This window comes from Collinsella sp. AM43-1, from assembly GCF_003467925.1.
Taxonomy (GTDB): Bacteria; Actinomycetota; Coriobacteriia; order Coriobacteriales; family Coriobacteriaceae; genus Collinsella.
In genome coordinates, this window is record NZ_QSFR01000010.1 from 1 (window position 1) to 15,742 (window position 15,742).

At 61.2% G+C, this 15,742-nt stretch carries 12 protein-coding genes; 7 read left to right on the forward strand and 5 right to left on the reverse strand.

Annotation, left to right across the window (positions count from 1 at the left end; translation table 11 throughout):
* Positions 1–568: 568 nt before the first annotated feature.
* The 3 genes from ppk1 to DW925_RS10200 all read left to right on the forward strand — a co-directional run bounded on the left by ppk1 (position 569) and on the right by DW925_RS10200 (position 4,871).
* Complete coding sequence (gene ppk1, locus DW925_RS06100; protein WP_117583939.1) at positions 569–2,977, forward strand: polyphosphate kinase 1; 2,409 nt, start codon at positions 569–571, stop codon at positions 2,975–2,977.
* Positions 2,978–3,075: 98 nt separating this feature from the next.
* Positions 3,076–4,404: a 23S rRNA (uracil(1939)-C(5))-methyltransferase RlmD gene (gene rlmD / locus DW925_RS06105; RefSeq protein WP_117790625.1), complete on the forward strand. Its 1,329-nt coding sequence runs from the start codon at positions 3,076–3,078 to the stop codon at positions 4,402–4,404.
* A gap of 137 nt (positions 4,405–4,541) precedes the next feature.
* On the forward strand, positions 4,542–4,871 hold the full coding sequence (locus tag DW925_RS10200) for an IS3 family transposase (RefSeq protein WP_197032199.1): 330 nt from the start codon (positions 4,542–4,544) through the stop codon (positions 4,869–4,871).
* Positions 4,872–5,046: 175 nt separating this feature from the next.
* On the opposite strand, the gene DW925_RS06115 is transcribed toward DW925_RS10200, so the two are convergent.
* The 3 genes from DW925_RS06115 to DW925_RS06125 form a co-directional block, all read right to left on the reverse strand.
* Complete coding sequence (locus DW925_RS06115) at positions 5,047–6,495, reverse strand: PTS transporter subunit EIIC (protein WP_117583937.1); 1,449 nt, start codon at positions 6,493–6,495, stop codon at positions 5,047–5,049.
* A 31-nt stretch (positions 6,496–6,526) separates the two neighbouring features.
* Positions 6,527–7,957 (reverse strand): 6-phospho-beta-glucosidase, encoded by a 1,431-nt coding sequence (locus DW925_RS06120; protein WP_117583936.1) that lies wholly within the window; start codon positions 7,955–7,957, stop codon positions 6,527–6,529.
* A gap of 122 nt (positions 7,958–8,079) precedes the next feature.
* Positions 8,080–8,811, reverse strand: a complete 732-nt coding sequence (locus DW925_RS06125; RefSeq protein WP_233509019.1) for an EamA family transporter — start codon at positions 8,809–8,811, stop codon at positions 8,080–8,082.
* 875 nt (positions 8,812–9,686) lie between these two features.
* Between DW925_RS06125 and DW925_RS06130 the strand changes: the two genes are divergently transcribed.
* The 3 genes from DW925_RS06130 (at position 9,687) to DW925_RS06140 (ending at position 11,909) form a co-directional block, all read left to right on the forward strand.
* Positions 9,687–10,229, forward strand: a complete 543-nt coding sequence (locus DW925_RS06130; protein WP_117583934.1) for a DJ-1 family glyoxalase III — start codon at positions 9,687–9,689, stop codon at positions 10,227–10,229.
* Complete coding sequence (locus DW925_RS06135; RefSeq protein ID WP_117583933.1) at positions 10,226–10,807, forward strand: nucleoside triphosphate pyrophosphatase; 582 nt, start codon at positions 10,226–10,228, stop codon at positions 10,805–10,807. The genes DW925_RS06130 and DW925_RS06135 overlap by 4 nt, the downstream gene beginning before the upstream one ends.
* Before the next feature lie 100 nt (positions 10,808–10,907).
* Positions 10,908–11,909 (forward strand): P1 family peptidase, encoded by a 1,002-nt coding sequence (locus tag DW925_RS06140; RefSeq protein ID WP_117583932.1) that lies wholly within the window; start codon positions 10,908–10,910, stop codon positions 11,907–11,909.
* Between the two features lie 376 nt (positions 11,910–12,285).
* Here the strand turns inward: DW925_RS06140 and DW925_RS06145 are convergent, their stop codons facing one another.
* Both DW925_RS06145 and glf read right to left on the reverse strand, forming a co-directional pair.
* Positions 12,286–13,317 carry a glycosyltransferase family 2 protein gene (locus DW925_RS06145; RefSeq protein ID WP_117790626.1) on the reverse strand — a complete coding sequence of 344 codons (1,032 nt, stop codon included), beginning with the start codon at positions 13,315–13,317 and terminating at the stop codon, positions 12,286–12,288.
* Complete coding sequence (gene glf, locus DW925_RS06150) at positions 13,310–14,512, reverse strand: UDP-galactopyranose mutase (RefSeq protein WP_055252340.1); 1,203 nt, start codon at positions 14,510–14,512, stop codon at positions 13,310–13,312. Before glf ends, DW925_RS06145 begins: the two co-directional genes overlap by 8 nt.
* A 232-nt stretch (positions 14,513–14,744) precedes the next feature.
* Here glf and pta point away from each other — a divergent pair, with 232 nt between their 5' ends.
* Positions 14,745–15,725 carry a phosphate acetyltransferase gene (pta, locus tag DW925_RS06155; protein ID WP_089573084.1) on the forward strand — a complete coding sequence of 327 codons (981 nt, stop codon included), beginning with the start codon at positions 14,745–14,747 and terminating at the stop codon, positions 15,723–15,725.
* Positions 15,726–15,742: the final 17 nt, after the last annotated feature.

The window sequence follows — 15,742 nt, forward strand, 5'->3', positions numbered from 1 at the left end:
TGCAGACCTTTCGTCATGGCCTCCTACCTTTCTTTCGGGCCTTTCGGCCGAATCTCTCAGCACCCTTCCGTAACGGGTGCTGCTTGCTGACAGCTCTAGTTATATCCAAATTCCAACCGCAATTCCACCTCGCCCCCGAACGGTCAACAAAGTTCGATGAACGGTATATCGAATATGATTCTCCCATAATGCACTTCGGCGTTCTAAAGTAGCTTTTCTAAGGTAAATGCTCTTTTTTCTTAAAAATCATTCGCAATTACAACTCCAATCTTTCGATTAAGAATTGCATATCTAAAACGGTTTTATGTATATAAATGACGCTTGTTCGTGTTTCTGTCTGTATTCGATGATATTCAGCTACCTATCATTCTTATTCACACATACTCACCAGTTGAGTGAGGATATAGACCGTTTTTCACAACGCGAAGGGCGTCAGCTCTATGGCTTGTCAGCGTAAGAAGTAGGTAAAGATACCGTTCACGCGATACGTCCGTGCCATAGGCCGACTAAATTGAGACAATAGTGAATAGTGTTAGGCAACCGTCCCCCACGGGGACTGAACGGACAGATGCATATGCCGAGCAAAATCGAAAAAAAGCAAGCCGCTGCAAAGCTGCGTAAGCCGCCGCGCGACTTCTCGTACACGCAGAACCGAGAGCTCAGCTGGCTGCGCTTTGACAACCGTGTGCTTGACGAAGCCTTCGACGAGACCGTTCCGCTGTTCGAGCGGCTAAAGTTCGTGTCGATTTTCGAGTCTAACCTCGATGAGTTTCTCATGGTGCGCGTGGGCGGCCTGTCCGATCTGGCAGAGCTCAAAAAACAGCCTGTCGACAACAAGAGCAATATGACCGCCTCCGAACAAGTCGATGCTGTCATGGCCGAAATGCCCGGGCTCCTTACCCGATGGGAGTCCATCTTTAAGAGCATCGAGGGCAAGCTCGACACCCTGGGCGTTCACCGCGCCCGCATCGATTCGCTTACGCCCGAGGAGCGCACCTTTGTAACCCGTTACTTCCAGGCCTACGTGTCGCCGGTCATCTCACCGCTGGTGATTGACCCGCGCCACCCCTTCCCCAACCTGCGCAACGGCGCACTCTACCTGGCCTGCGGCCTGGACGGCGTCACCGACGAGGAGAGTCTGCTGGGCCTTATCGAGATTCCCACCTCGATGAACCGCGTGGTCGAGATCCCCTCGCCCACCGGCATCTACTCCTACATCTTGCTCGAGGACGTCATCCTCGCCTGCCTGGACAGCTGCTTTGGCTCCTATAAGCCGCTCGACCGCGCGCTCATCCGCGTCACCCGCAACGCCGACATCGACCCGGACGGCGAGGGCGTCGAGGAGGAAGAGGATTACCGTCAGCACATGAAGCGCATCCTCAAGAAACGCTTGCGCCTGCAGCCGGTGGTGCTCGCGGTCTCGGGGTCGCTCGAGAAGGCGACGCTCAAGACCATCCGCAAGGCGCTCGAGCTTTCGCGCCGCTCTGTCTTTACCTGCGATATCCCGCTCGACCTAGGCTACGTCTTTGGCATTGAGGGCAAGATTCCCGAGCACCTGCGCAACGAGCTGCTCTTTACACCGTTTAAGCCGCAGCCCAACCCCACCATCGATATGACCCGCTCCATCCGCGAGCAGGTACTTCAGCACGACAAGCTGCTCTTTTATCCCTATGAGGCCATGAACCCCTTCCTGGATCTGGTGCACGAGGCCGCCTACGACCCCGAGTGCATCTCACTGCGCATCACGCTCTACCGCGTGGCCAAGCAGAGCCGCCTGTGCGAGTCACTGATCGATGCCGCCGAGAACGGCAAAGAGGTCACGGTGCTCATGGAGCTCCGCGCGCGCTTTGACGAGCAGAACAACATCGAGTGGGCCGAGCGCCTGGAAGAGGCCGGCTGCACCGTCATCTACGGCTCCGAGGGCTTTAAGTGCCACTCCAAGATCTGCCAGCTCACCTATCGCGAGGGCATGGCGCTAACGCGCCTGACGCTGCTGGGCACCGGCAACTTTAACGAGAAGACGGCCAAACTCTACAGCGACTTTATGCTCATGACCGCTCACCCCGGCATCGGCGAGGACGCCAACCTGTTCTTCCGCAACCTGTCGCTGGGCAACCTGCGCGGCGATTACCGCTTCCTGGGTGTGGCGCCCGTCGGACTGAAACCGCTCATCATGCGCGGGCTTGACCGCGAGATCCAGCGCGCCCTCGCCGGCGAGCCCGCCCGCGTGTTCTTTAAACTCAACTCGCTCACCGACCGCGAGGTCATCGACAAGATCGCCGAGGCATCGTGCGCAGGAGTCCGCGTGGACATGATCATCCGCGGCATCTCGTGCCTCAAGCCGGGCGTTCCTGGCAAGACCGAGAACGTGCATGTCCGTTCTATCGTCGGACGCTTTTTGGAGCATGCGCGCGTTTACGCCTTTGGCGTGGACTCGGACATGATCTATCTGAGCTCGGCCGACATGATGACACGCAACACCGAGCACCGCGTGGAGATCGCCTTCCCCGTGCTCGACCCCACCTGCCGCGCCCTGGTGCACGAGTACATGAGCATGCAGCTGCGCGACAACGTGAAGGCCCGCAGCCTCACGAGCGACGGCACCTGGGTCCCCGTGGAGCGCGCAGAGGGTGAGAAACCCTTCAACTCGCAGGAAGCCCTGCTGGAGCGTGCCTACCGCAACGCCGAGGCCGCGCCCGAACCCGTCATTGAGGCAAAGCCCGCCCCTGCTCCTAAGCCGCAGCCGGCCACACCCGAGGTTCAGAAGGTCCAGGCGACCGTCATTGAGCCCGAGCCCGCACCTGCACCTCAGCCCGAGCCGCAGGCAGCTAAGCCCGCACCCGAGACGAGCGCCCGTCGCGATAAGCCCGCCGGCAAGACCAAGGCCATCGAGCGCCATCGCCCCGGTCGTGTGCGCATGGGCCTGGGCCTGATCGGCCTGGGTCTTAAGACGCTCATTACCGGCAAGACGAAATAGTCGTTTGTAGAAGCAGTTTGTAGAAGCGCCCCGCATTTGAGGAAAGCCTCGGATGCGGGGCGCTTTTCCCTGCTACCATGGTGCGAGCAACAACACGAATGACAGGCAGGGATATGAAGCTCACTATAGAATCGATGACCTACGGCGCCGACGGGCTGGCGCACGCCGACAACGGCAAAGCCGTCTTTGTGCAGGGTGCCGTGGCAGGCGACACCGTCGAGGCCGAGGTCGTACAGGACGGCAAGTCGTTCATGCGCGCCCGCACCACCGAGATTCTGGAGCCGAGCCCCGATCGCATTCAGCCCCCCTGCCCCTACGTGGGCATCTGCGGCGGCTGCTCGTGGGGCAATCTCTCACGCACGGCACAACTCGCCGCCAAGGAGCAAAACCTGCGCTCCACGCTCGAGCGCATCGGCAAGTTCGCTCCTGAGCAGGTCGATGAGTTGGTGCAGCCCATCTGCCACACCAAGGACGACTGGGGCTACCGCAATAAAATCGAGCTCGAACCGACCGTCGTCAACGGTCGCGTGCGCCTTGGCATGCACGGTGTCGACCCCAGCAAAATCGTGACTGTTGATACGTGTCCTCTGTTCGATAAGCGCTTCCCGAAGGCGCTCAAATCAGTCGTCGGCGCACTCAACTATCTAAGCGGCAGCCATGACTTGGGGCTCGAACGCGTGGGCATTCGCGCATCGCGCCGCACCAAGGCACTCGAGGTCGCACTCTGGACGCCCACGGGGTCGTTTCCGCGCTCGCAAGTCTCGCGCGTGCTGGCAGACGCCGCACACCCCACGAGCATAGTGCGCGTTATGAGCAAGGGTGAAAAGAAGGCCCGCCGCGTCTCCAAGGTTGAGATGCTCGCCGGCGAGGGCTCCTGGACCGAGAACATCGCCGACGGCCAGATGCGCCTTTCGGCCCCGTCGTTTTTCCAGGTCAACACCAAGGGTGCCGAGATTTTGATCGAGCTTGTCATGGAGGCGCTCGACCCGCAGGAAGACGAACTTGCCGTGGACCTGTATTGCGGAGCTGGAACCTTCACCCTGCCGCTCGCCCGCCGCTGCGACTTTGTTGCCGCCGTCGAGGCCTACGGCCCGGCCGTGCGCGACCTGCGCCGTAACCTGGAGATCAACAAACTCGATAACGTCGACGTCATCGGCGGCGACGCGGTGCGCGAGTTCCCCGATCAGGACGCCGATGTCCTGGTGGTCGACCCGCCGCGTGCAGGCCTCGCCCCCGAGGCGATCGACCTTATCGCCAGCACGAGTGCCCGCGATATCGCCTACGTGAGCTGCGACCCGGCCACCCTGGCGCGCGATCTCAAACGCTTTGTCGAAGAAGGCACCTTCTCCCCCGTAAAGATCACGCCAGTTGACCTGTTCCCGCAAACCTTCCACTGCGAAACCGTCGTCCACCTCAAGCGTAACTAGACCGTTTGCCCAAGACCACGCCCGATGATTTTTCTGGGACGGGGATAAAAATAGATTTGCTCCGAATGATTATTTAATCCCCGTCCCGAAATTGAACCGCCCCTCATTTCTTGAACATTAGAAATGGGGGCTTCTTTATGGACGGGAGAGTCAGGCACGACGCCACGCTGAGGACTCTTGCAGCAGAGCTTTGCGACAGGGGGTGCGGGCGCGCCGAAGGCCAGCGGGAGGCCGAAGGGTGCCCGGACCCGGCCGGGGCCGGCGGCGTGCGAGGGCAAGCTCATGCGACGGAGCTGCTGCCCGGGCGCCTGAAGGACGAATTCTACAGGAGCCGGACGTGGCGGAGCTTCGAGGAGTTCAAGCGGGACCTCGAAGCCTATACCGTTCACTGGAACAAGAGGAGGCGGGTTAAGCAAAAGGGACTGACCCCGGAGGAGTTCCGAAATCAGTCCCCATGTGCGGCATAGGCCGCTAATTGACCCGTCCAAGTATCGGGGCGCAGTTCATTTCAGCGCCGCCCGAGAAAGCTAAACGCCTTCTGGCAGGTTGTCCCGGGCCGAGGGCGGCCACCTTGATCGCCCTCGGCCCTCACCCACCTCAACTGCCCCTCAATTACATAGAGCTGATTGAGGAGGGCGCAGGCTAGCGGGTGCCTTCCTCATCGTCGTTGGGCCGGTAGGTGATGAACTCGATAACAAAGGCCAGGACGGCAGAGACGAGCGAGGCGATGATCGCGAAGATCATGTGGGAGATCCCGGCGCCACCAGGGGTCCCGTCGATAAAGTTGAGCAGGTTGAAGACGCCGAGGCCGCCCGAGATGTACATGAGAGCGCCAGTCATTCCCACGATGGCGCCGCCCACGGCGGAGCTCAGGCATGCCACGACGAACGCGCGCTTGTTGGGGAGGGCGATGCCGTAGATGCCCGGCTCGGTGACGCCGAAGAAGAAGGCGGAGATCATCGCGGGAAGGGCGATGCCGCGGAAGCGCTCGTCCTTGTTTCTGAGGTACATGGCAAAGATGACCGCTCCGAGCGCGAACCCGTGGCCGATGGTGGCGGCGAGCACGCTGTCGTGGCCGAGGGTGTTCAGATTCATGATGGAGATGGGGATGAGGCTCCAGTGGAAGCCAAAGATGACGAGGCACATCCACAGTCCGCCAACCAGGGCGCTGCCCAGGACGGAACCAACCACGGGGAGCTGGAAGATGAACGAGAATGCCGCGCTCAGCAGGTTGGTGATGAGGGTGGCCACCGGGCCGATGATGAGGTAGCCCAAGACGATGGAGACCGTCATCGTGGCGAGCGGGACAAGGAACATCTTGAGCGCAGCCGGCATCCAGCTCTTGAGCCAGCGCTCAAGGATAGAGCCGAACCACACCATGAGAAGGACGGGGATCACCGAGCTCACGTAGCCGGACACGGGCATGATGATGGGGAGCCCGAGGGCGGTGGCGTACCACGAGAACGTGCCGGCCACGCCGAGGTCGATGCTGCCGAGCGCCTCGCCCGAGGTCAGGGCGACCATCGTCGGGTAGAGAAGCGCCACGCCGATTGCCACGCCGGTGAACTCGTTCATGCGGAACTTGCGCGCGGCACTGAACGCCAGGGCGACGGGAAGGAAGTAGAAGAAGCCGTCAGCCACGGTGTAGAGCAGCGTGTAGAGGCCGTCGTTTGCAAAGGCCGGGACGAAGTAGGTGATGAGGGCAAGCAGTCCCTTCATGATGCCTGCGGCGGCAAGCGGTCCCAGGATGGGCTGGAAGATGCCAGAGATGAGGTCGATGACGACGGAGGCAACGGTCTTATCGCCCTGGGGCTCGTCGTCGGCGCTTGCGCCGCCCGAGAAGTTGCCGGCCTCCAGGACCGCGTCGTAGACGTCCTCGACGATGTTACCCACGACCACCTGGTACTGGCCGTTGGCCTGGATGACCTGGATGACGCCCTTGAGGGCCTCGATCTTGGCAGTGTTGGCGCGGGACTCGTCCTTGAGTTTGAAGCGCACGCGCGTGATGCAGTGCGCGACGCTGGCGACGTTCTCTGTGCCGCCTACGTTCTCGAGTATGGATCTGGCCAGATCGTCGTATTTTTCAGCCATTATTTTCTCCTTAGTGATATTGCCCGGGCGGCTAGCCCAGGTCGCCTCCGTTGGTGGCGATGGCCTGTTGATACCAGTAGAAGCTCTTCTTGCGCCTGCGCTCGAGCGTGCCGTTGCCCAGGTTGTCGCGGTCCACGTAGATGAAGCCGTAGCGCTTCTCCATCTCGCCGGAGCCCGCGCTCACGAGGTCGATCGGCCCCCAGGTGGTGTAGCCGAGCATCTCGACGCCGTCCTGCTCGATGGCGTCACGCATGGCCTCGATGTGCTCGCGCAGGTAGGCGATGCGGTAGTCGTCCTCGATCGTGCCGTCGGGAAGCACCTCGTCATAGGCGCCGAGGCCGTTCTCCACCACAAAGAGCGGCTTCTGGTAGCGGTCCCAGAGGTCGTTGATCGTGATGCGGAATCCCAGCGGGTCGATGACCCAGCCCCAGTCGCTCGTGCGCACGTAGGGGTTCTCCACGCCGGCGAAGGCGTTGCCCTCGGCGACGCCGCCCACGGAGTCGGGGTCGCCCGCGGTGCAGCGCGAGGAGTAGTAGCTAAACGAGATGAAGTCGACGGTGTTCTCCGCAAGGATGCGCTCGTCCTCGGCGGTCATGCCCACGTCGATGCCCTCGCGCTCGAGCATCTTGAGCGCGTAGCCGGGGTAGCGACCGCGCGCCTGCACGTCCACGAAGAAGAGGTCCTCCTGGTTCTTGACCTGCGCCGCGCGAACGTCCTCGGGACGACAGGAGTAGGGGTAGTAGCTTCCCGCGGCGAGCATGCAGCCCACCTTGTTCTCCGGATCGACCTCGTGGGCGATCTTGGTGGCCCAGGCGCTCGCCACGAGCTCGTTGTGCGCGGCGCGGTACTCGGCCTCGCGGGCATTCTCCCCGGGCTCGAGGACGATGCCGGCACCCATGAAGGGACGGTGCAAGATCATGTTCATCTCGTTGAACGTGATCCACCAGCGCACGAGGCCGCGGTAGCGGTTGAAGAGCACCGTCACAAGCCGCTTGTAGAGCTCGATAAGGGTGCGGTTTCGCCAGGCGCCGTACTTCTTGACGAGGTGGATGGGGCAGTCGAAGTGCGTGATGGTCACGAGGGGCTCGATCCCGTGCTCGCGGCAGCAGCGGAACACGTCCTCGTAGAAAGCGAGCCCGGCCTCGTTGGGCTCCTCCTCGTCGCCATTGGGGAAGATGCGGCTCCAGGCGATGGAGAGGCGAAAGACCTTAAAGCCCATCTCCGCGAAGAGGGCTATGTCCTCGCGGTAGTGGTGGTAGAAGTCGATGCCCGTCTGGGCCGGGTAGTAGTACCCGGGCTCGAAGTCGAGCATGCGCCTCAGGCCGCGGCTTACGTCGTTGCGCTCCGGCCCGTGTGGGATGACGTCGACGTTGGCAAGGCCGCGGCCGCCCTCGTCATAACCTCCCTCGCATTGGTTGGCGGCGGTGGCTCCTCCCCAAAGGAACCCTTTTGGAAATGGCATGGTGCCTCCTTCTCTCTGGCGCCCCCATCTCTGCGGGGGACGCTTTATAACGTCCTTGCGGCCTCGCGCGCCTGGCCCGTGGCCCTTTCCCTGATGCGCGCGGGCCGCCTGTGAAGGGGTGACTAGCTGACGGCTTGTCCTGCGGCGGCGCGACGTGCCTCCCGGCCTCCAAGCAGGGAGGGGACCTGTGCCAGGCACACGCCGGCGAGGATGATGGCGACGCCCAGCCACTCGACGACGCCGAGCGGCTCGCCGAGGACGATCATGGCGATGAGCAGGCCGGCGGGGAGTTCCGCGGCGGCCATGACGGTGGACAGGCCCGCGGGCAGGTGCGGAGAGCCCATGCCGAAGAGCAGGACCGGGCAGAGCATGCCAAAGAAGCCGGCGATGACGGCAAAGGGCAGGATGCCCTGGGCGAGGACGCCCGAGACGACGTAGTCCGGACACACCGTGAGCGACATGACCACGGAGCCCGCGCATACGATGACGCCACGCTGCTCGGACGAGCAGGGGGCCTCGACCTTGCCGGAGAGGGTGACAAAGAGGGAGCAGGACACGGCCGCCCCCAGCGCGCAGAGCAGGGCCACGGGGTCGTACCCGGTGATGCCGGTCTTGTAGACGCCGCTGGCGAACACCGTTCCGAAGACGATGACCAGGGCGGAGACCACTTGGAGGAGCCTCGGCGGCCGGCGCGTCATGACGGTCTGCCACACGAGCCCCAGCCACGTGAACTGGAAGAGGAGCGTGAGTGCCACCGGGGCGGGCAGCACGCTCATGGCGTAGCAGTAGAGGATTGAGGTGAGGCAGGTGAGGGCTCCCAGGCCCATGAGCTTGAGGGCGAGCTTCCAGCCCACGCGCTGCCAGCGGTGCCCGAGTGCGTGCCCTGCGAGCGTGGCGAGGGCGAAGAAGAGGCAGCCGAACCACGCCTGGCTCGCCACCACCTGCGCTGAGGTGAAGCCCGCGGCGTAGGCGAGCTTGTAGGTCGTGGCCATCGCGCCGTAGCAGGCGCCGCCCGCAAAGACCTGGAGCGCCGCCTTGACCTGCCCCGCGCCCGCGGCTCCCGCCTCGGCGGTCTGTTGCTTGATTGTGTTTGTTTCTGCCATTAGGCTCCCTTCCGTCTGCTGTCTTGCAGATGCACGTCTCGTGCGTCTGTTCCCTGCAGTCGGAAGGTGGGCTCGTGCGGTCTTCTGGCGGTGCATGTGGTACCTGCTGCCAAGACGAAAAAAGCCACGCAACCGACTGCTCGGTTGCGTGGCAAAAAGGTGGCTAGCGCCCAGAAAAGTCCACGCGTTTTTAGACTGGGACAAAGTACTACAACAGGTGAGATTCCGTCAAGAAAAACCGAAGAAAAAAGTGAGCCTCTGCCCGCCGTACCTGTAGCGGTCGTTTCCCCGAACGGGGCGGTGCTGTTGGGGGCTGTCTCGATCTGTAACAGTAAGACCCGGTTTTGGTCCGTAGATGTTACAGATTTAGACGTTTTGTCGGGGCGGTTTCCGTTTGTCTTGATCTGTAACAGTTAGGGGTCAAAAGTGGGTCTAGATGTTACAGATTGAGATTGTTGAGGATGGGTGAGGGTAGCTAATTCGGACGGGGCTATTTTAGCTACCCTGCAAGTGGGGTAGCTAAAATAGCCCCGTCCCTTTTTAAACAATGGAAAATCGAGCGTGGCAAGCGGAGGTCTTCGGGGTATAAGACGGCTAATTGTATGCCGCCTATGAAAGGAACCCTCATGCCCAGCGTTGCCGTTCTCGCCGCCGATGGCTTTGAAACTATTGAATGCCTGACCATGGTCGATGTCATGCGTCGCGGCGGCGTGCGCGCCACGCTTGTCTCGATTATGCCCACGCGCGAGGTCGTAAGCTCGCTGCAGATCCCCGTGACCTGCGATGCGCTCTTTGATGAGATCAATTTTGACGAGTACGACTGCGTCGTGCTGCCCGGCGGCCTGCCCGGTGCCACCAACCTGCGCGCCGACCAGCGCGTCTGCGACGTAGTCTGCGATTTCGCCGCGACCAAGCACGTTGCCGCCATCTGCGCCGCCCCGTTTATCCTGGGCGAGCTCGACCTGCTCGAGGGACGCCACGCCACGTGCTTCCCCGGCTTTGAGAAGAGCTTCCCCGAGGGCGCCTATACCGGCGACAAGGTCACGCACGACGGCAACATCATCACCGCCAGCGGCATGGCCCAGTCGCTCCCCTTTGCGCTTGAGCTGCTGCGCACGCTCGCCGGCGACAAGGCCGTCGAGAAGGTCGCCGAGGGCATTCAGCTATGATTTTGGCTTCGCAATCACCGCGCCGCATCGAGTTGATGCGCGAGGCAGGCTATAACATTCGCGTGATTCCCGCAGATATCGACGAAACGCCTTTTGATGGCGAGGTCCCGCTTACGCTCGTTGAACGCTTAGCACGCGCCAAAGCCGCCGCCGTTGCCGCCGAGCATGCCGAGCCCAACGAACTGACCGTCGCGGCCGATACTATTGTCACCTTTGACGGCCATATTTTGGGCAAGCCGGCAGACGGGGACGAGGCACGCACCATGCTCCGCGAGCTTTCGGGCCGCACGCACCAGGTCGCAACCGGCGTCTGCATCGTTAAAGCCGGCGACGCTACAGCTCCGCATGCCGCCGAGAGCCTGTCGTTTGTCGATGTGACCGACGTGACGTTCTATGAGCTTACCGAAGAGCAGATCGAGCGCTATGTTGCCTCCGGCGAACCCATGGACAAGGCCGGGGCCTACGGCATCCAAGGCACAGGCGGCCGCATGCTTGTGCACGATATTTCGGGTGACTTCTACAACGTGGTGGGCTTGCCCATCGCTCGCGTCGCACGCGCGATTCAAAAACTCTCGTAATTGCATCTGGCGCTGGGTATCCCCCAGCGCCTACAATTTTGCCGTACCGTACGGATCCCGACCGGGCATAAGGCCCGGCGGAAAACCGATAGGAGAAAACATGGACACACTGCTCGAAGCCATCGATGTTTGCAATGTCGATGGCTTTTGCTTTGGCAACTATACGGACGAGGAAGCTGGCACCGGCTGCACCGTAATCGTGGCGCCCGAGGGTGCCACCGGTGGCGTTGACGTTCGCGGCGGTGCTCCCGCATCGCGCGAAACCGACTTGCTGCGACCCGAGAACACCGTCGACAAGGTCCACGCCGTCTGCCTTTCGGGCGGATCGGCCTTTGGCCTCGAGGCTGCAAGCGGCGTGGCCCGCGAACTCGAGAGCCGCGGCATTGGTCTGCCCGTCGGCCCCACGCAGGTGCCCATCGTGTGCTCCAGCTGTATCTTCGACCTTGCCTTTGGCGACCCCACCGTTCGCCCCGACATTGAGGCCGGCATCGCCGCCGTGCGCGAGGCGCTCGACCACACCCCCACCAAGCTCGAACAGGGCAACGTAGGCGCCGGCACGGGCGCTACCGTGGGTAAGCTCATGGGCCCTGCCACCTGCATGAAGGCCGGCCTTGGCGCTGCCGCCGTGGCGCTCGGCCCCATCAAGGTGGGCGCCGTGGTCTCGGTCAACGCCTGTGGCAACGTTGTCGACCCCTTCACCGGCGAGTGGGTCGCCGGTATGCGCGCCGCAGCCGATAGCGACCAGATCGTCGACATGGAACTCGCAGCCTTTGCCGCCGCCGGATCCATGCAGATGCCGCTCGACCGCACCAACACCACCATCAGCTGCATCGTCACCAACGTGGAACTCACTAAGGCACAAGCCACCAAGGTCTCTCAGATGGCCGCAGACGCCTACGCACACGCCATCCGTCCCACGCACACCACCAACGATGGCGACACCATCTACACCCTCGCCAGCGGCAAACTGGGTGCCCAGGCAAGCGCCGCCGTTCCCCTAGACCTGCTGGGCATGCTCGCCGTAAGGGCTTTGCAAACCGCCATCGTAAACGGAGCCAAAACCGCCAAAACCTCCCACGGCATCCCAGGTGCTGCGAAGTAATCTCACTCGACCGTCGGCCGGAGGCGGGCGGGCATTACGTTTGCTGCTCTACAGTCCTATGCAAGACGAAGGCCACATTAAGTGGCCTTCTTTGCATGCGGAGCTCGCGACAAACGTAATGCCCGCCCGCCTCCGGCCGACTTCCAACCTTTTTCTTTTCAGCCCAGGCCCCTGTGTACCGCGCGTCGAAGATCTTCAAATTCAAATCATCTGAAAATCGATACTTATAGCAGAGGCCCCTTGGCCTTTAGTTTGATACAAGTTCCGCACGAGCCGGAAAGCACTTAATGTGCTTTCCGTGCGAGCAGGACTGTTCGCAGTAGCAAACTAAAGGCCAAGGGGCCCAGTCAACCCAACAGTATCGATAACTCAGCAGTTAGTTGAATTTGAAGATCTTTGAGGCAAGACGGTATAGGCCGAGTGTGGTTTTGTCTCCGGCACGACCGCGGAGGTTAGTGAAGAAGCCGACCACACCGTAACGTGCACGACGATACATACGCTCGTCATAGGCCTTCAAATCATTCCACAGCGTCTTCAGACGCTCATCGGCACAATCCTCGTCGGAAAGCTTGGTGAGCACCGAGCAGATCGCCATCATCATGGTGAAGTAGCCCATCATGTACGAACGCAGACGCGACGACTCGACATCGCTGTACAGGTGGTACGACTCCATCATGATACGCGTAACACGGAACTGCTGGTCCAGACGCTTGACCATCGTGGCCTCGTTGACACTCTGGCCCTCGCGACCGATAAAGTAGCGATAGAGGTCGATGTCGGCGTAGTACATGGTCTTGCAACGCGGCAGCGGCACGTAGGCGTAGATGTTGTCCACATAGAACGTGTGCGGCGGCATGGGCAGGTTGGACTCGCGCAGCACATCCGTGCGATAGCACAGGCTGTGCATGAGCAGATTCTGGTCCAAACGGAAATGGCCGATCTGGTCCCAGGTAAAGATCTTTTTTCGAGGCAGGGCAAACTTGTAACCAATGGCCGTATGCGTACCCTCGTAAACCTTCTCGTACACGTAGTTCGAGATAAACAGGTCGACGCGCTGGTCGCGCTCCTCAAAGCCACGCAGAATCGACAGCATGGTCGAAAGCGCCGCACCGTCGAGCCAGTCGTCCGAGTCAACGACCTTATAGTACGTACCATGCGCCTCACACAGGCCCGAGAGGACGGCGATACCGTGGCCGCCATTCTCCTGGTGCACCGCGCGGATGATTCCAGGATAACGGGCCTCCCACTCGTCGGCCTTGGCGGCCGTCTCGTCCTTGGAGCCGTCGTCCACCACGATAATCTCGATATCGGTGGCGTAATTGCTCCCCTCCAAGATGGAGGTGATGCAATGGTCCATATCCTTGGCGGCGTTATACGAGGGAATACCGAATGTTATGACTTTATGCATGGCAGGCGATAATCTCATCCGAAAGATCGAGGGCAGAATTGGTCACGGCGTCCATATCGTAGTAACGATACTCGGCCAGACGACCCACCGGGTGGAAGTTCGTCAGGTTCTGGACGCGCTCAAGGTAGCGCTCATAGAGCTCACGGTTCTCGGGCTCCAGAATAGCGTAGTACGGCGTCTCGCCCGAGCCGGGCGTATAGGCCTTGGAGTACTCCTTCATGATGGTGGTCTTGCCGGGCAGGACCTGACCAGTCATGTTCTTGAACTCGGTGATGCGCGTATAGTCCTCGCTCGTGGTGTAGTTGACGGTGCCCACGGGCTGGAACTGGTCCATATCGAGCGTCTCGAACTTCATATCGAGCGTGCGGTACGGCAGCGCGCCCAGGTCGAGGTTGAATAGCTCGTCGAGCGGACCGGTGTAGACGATCTCGCCGCCATAGACCTTGCCGTCGATCTTGACGGTGGTCTCGTCGATTTCAAAGAGGTCACGGGCGTCTACGTCACAGAATACGTCGATCAGATCGTGATCGAGCATATGCTCGAACAGCGCGGTATAGCCGTCCTGCGGCATGCCCTGGAAAGGAGCCTGCGGGAAGTAGCGATCGTCATCGCCCACAAAGACGGGAACGCGGCCGGTGATCGAGGGGTCGATCTGGTCGGGCGTCTGGCCCCACTGCTTCATGGTGTAATGCAAAAAGACGTTCTCATAGACATAATCGGCGACCTCGGCAAGATCCGGGTCGTTCTTCTTGCGCAGCTCCATAATGGGCACCTTGACGTCCTTGCCAAAGGTCTCCACGAGCTTCTGATACAGCTCCTCGCCGCGCTCATCGCCAAAGGCGAGCTTGAGGCTCGCATGGTTAAAGGGTACGGGCATGAGGGTGCCGTTGATGTTGGCGAGCACCTTGTGCTGGTAGTCCGTCCACTTGGTAAAGCGCGACAGGAAGTTATGGACGCGCTCATTAAAAGTGTGATAGATGTGCGGACCGTACTCGTGGACCAGGATTCCGGCCTCGTCAGTGCAGTCGTAGGCATTACCCGCGATGTGGCCGCGACGTTCCAAAACGGCAACACGATAGCCGATAGTTTCGGCAAGACGGCGGGCGCAAACGGCACCGGCATAACCGGCGCCGACAACGATCATGTCGTACGCACCGGCATTAAAGCCTTCAGGCAGGCCTGAGGTAATCTGCATCGATACTCCTTGTCAAAAGCCACACGCTTTTTAACTGGGCTTTTTCTCGAACATACGTCGAGACATATTTATCAGAGCGATTATAGCGCTAATGCGTCCTATAATGAGCTTGCCACACAAGGAAAGCTCAAGCACCGCGGCGTACATTATTGAAAGGTAAACCCGCTAGCAGCGGGTTTATTCGTGTACAGCCGAGGGCCTGGAGCTTAGCGAAACGCTTGTAAGGAGTATCATGAGCGATTTCCTGAACCGTATGAAGTCTGCCGCCAAGGCCGACCTTAAGACGATCGTCCTGCCCGAGGGCGAGGATCCGCGTACCATCGTCGCGGCAAACAAGATCATCGAAGAAGGCCTGGCCAACATCGTCATCCTGGGCGATCCCAACGAGATCAACGTTCCCGGCGCCACCGTCATCGACCCGCGCAATGCCGAGAAGCACGAGGAGTACGCACAGAAGTTTGCCGAGCTCCGCGCCAAGAAGGGCGTTACCATCGAGCAGGCTCGTGCCCAGGTGATGGACGCCACCTACTTTGGCACCATGATGGTCAAGATGGGCGATGCCGACGGCCTGGTCTCCGGTGCCTGCCACTCCACCGCCGACACCCTGCGCCCCGCGCTGCAGATCCTCAAGACTGCCCCGGGCACCAAGCTGGTCTCGGCCTTCTTCGTGATGTGCACCGACACCCCGCAATTCGGCACCGACGGTACGCTGATCTTCGCCGACTGCGGCCTCAACATCAACCCGTCCTCTGACGAGCTCTCCGAGATCGCCATCGCCTCGGCCCACTCCTGGTCCACCTTTATGGGCAATGTTGAGCCGCACGTGGCCATGCTCTCCTACTCCACCATGGGCTCCGCCGGTGGCGAGGTCGCCAAGAAGGTCCAGGAGGCCGTGAAGTTCTGCAAGGAGAAGGCACCCGAGCTCGCCATCGACGGCGACCTGCAGCTCGATGCTGCTATCGTCCCCACCGTCGCCCAGCTCAAGGCTCCCGGCTCCTCCGTCGCCGGTAAGGCCAACGTGCTCGTGTTCCCCGACCTCGAGGCCGGCAACATCGGCTACAAGCTGGTCCAGCGCTTCGCCGGCGCCGACGCTTACGGCCCCATTCTGCAGGGCATCGCCAAGCCGGTCAACGACCTGTCGCGCGGCTGCTCTGCCGACGACATCGTGGGTGTCGTAGCCATCACCGCCGTCCAGGCTCAGATGGCTGAGTAGCGGACGCACTCGCCCGA

Bases quoted from the DNA above. Each gene is read 5' to 3' on its own strand.
- rlmD (WP_117790625.1), top strand. From the start codon at position 3,076: ATGACAGGCAGGGATATGAAGCTCACTATAGAATCGATGACCTACGGC.
- DW925_RS06140 (WP_117583932.1), top strand. From the start codon at position 10,908: ATGGACACACTGCTCGAAGCCATCGATGTTTGCAATGTCGATGGCTTT.
- DW925_RS06130 (WP_117583934.1), top strand. From the start codon at position 9,687: ATGCCCAGCGTTGCCGTTCTCGCCGCCGATGGCTTTGAAACTATTGAA.
- glf (WP_055252340.1), bottom strand. From the start codon at position 14,512: ATGCAGATTACCTCAGGCCTGCCTGAAGGCTTTAATGCCGGTGCGTAC.
- DW925_RS06115 (WP_117583937.1), bottom strand. From the start codon at position 6,495: ATGGCTGAAAAATACGACGATCTGGCCAGATCCATACTCGAGAACGTA.
- pta (WP_089573084.1), top strand. From the start codon at position 14,745: ATGAGCGATTTCCTGAACCGTATGAAGTCTGCCGCCAAGGCCGACCTT.
- ppk1 (WP_117583939.1), top strand. From the start codon at position 569: ATGCATATGCCGAGCAAAATCGAAAAAAAGCAAGCCGCTGCAAAGCTG.
- DW925_RS10200 (WP_197032199.1), top strand. From the start codon at position 4,542: ATGGACGGGAGAGTCAGGCACGACGCCACGCTGAGGACTCTTGCAGCA.
- DW925_RS06135 (WP_117583933.1), top strand. From the start codon at position 10,226: ATGATTTTGGCTTCGCAATCACCGCGCCGCATCGAGTTGATGCGCGAG.
- DW925_RS06145 (WP_117790626.1), bottom strand. From the start codon at position 13,317: ATGCATAAAGTCATAACATTCGGTATTCCCTCGTATAACGCCGCCAAG.
- DW925_RS06120 (WP_117583936.1), bottom strand. From the start codon at position 7,957: ATGCCATTTCCAAAAGGGTTCCTTTGGGGAGGAGCCACCGCCGCCAAC.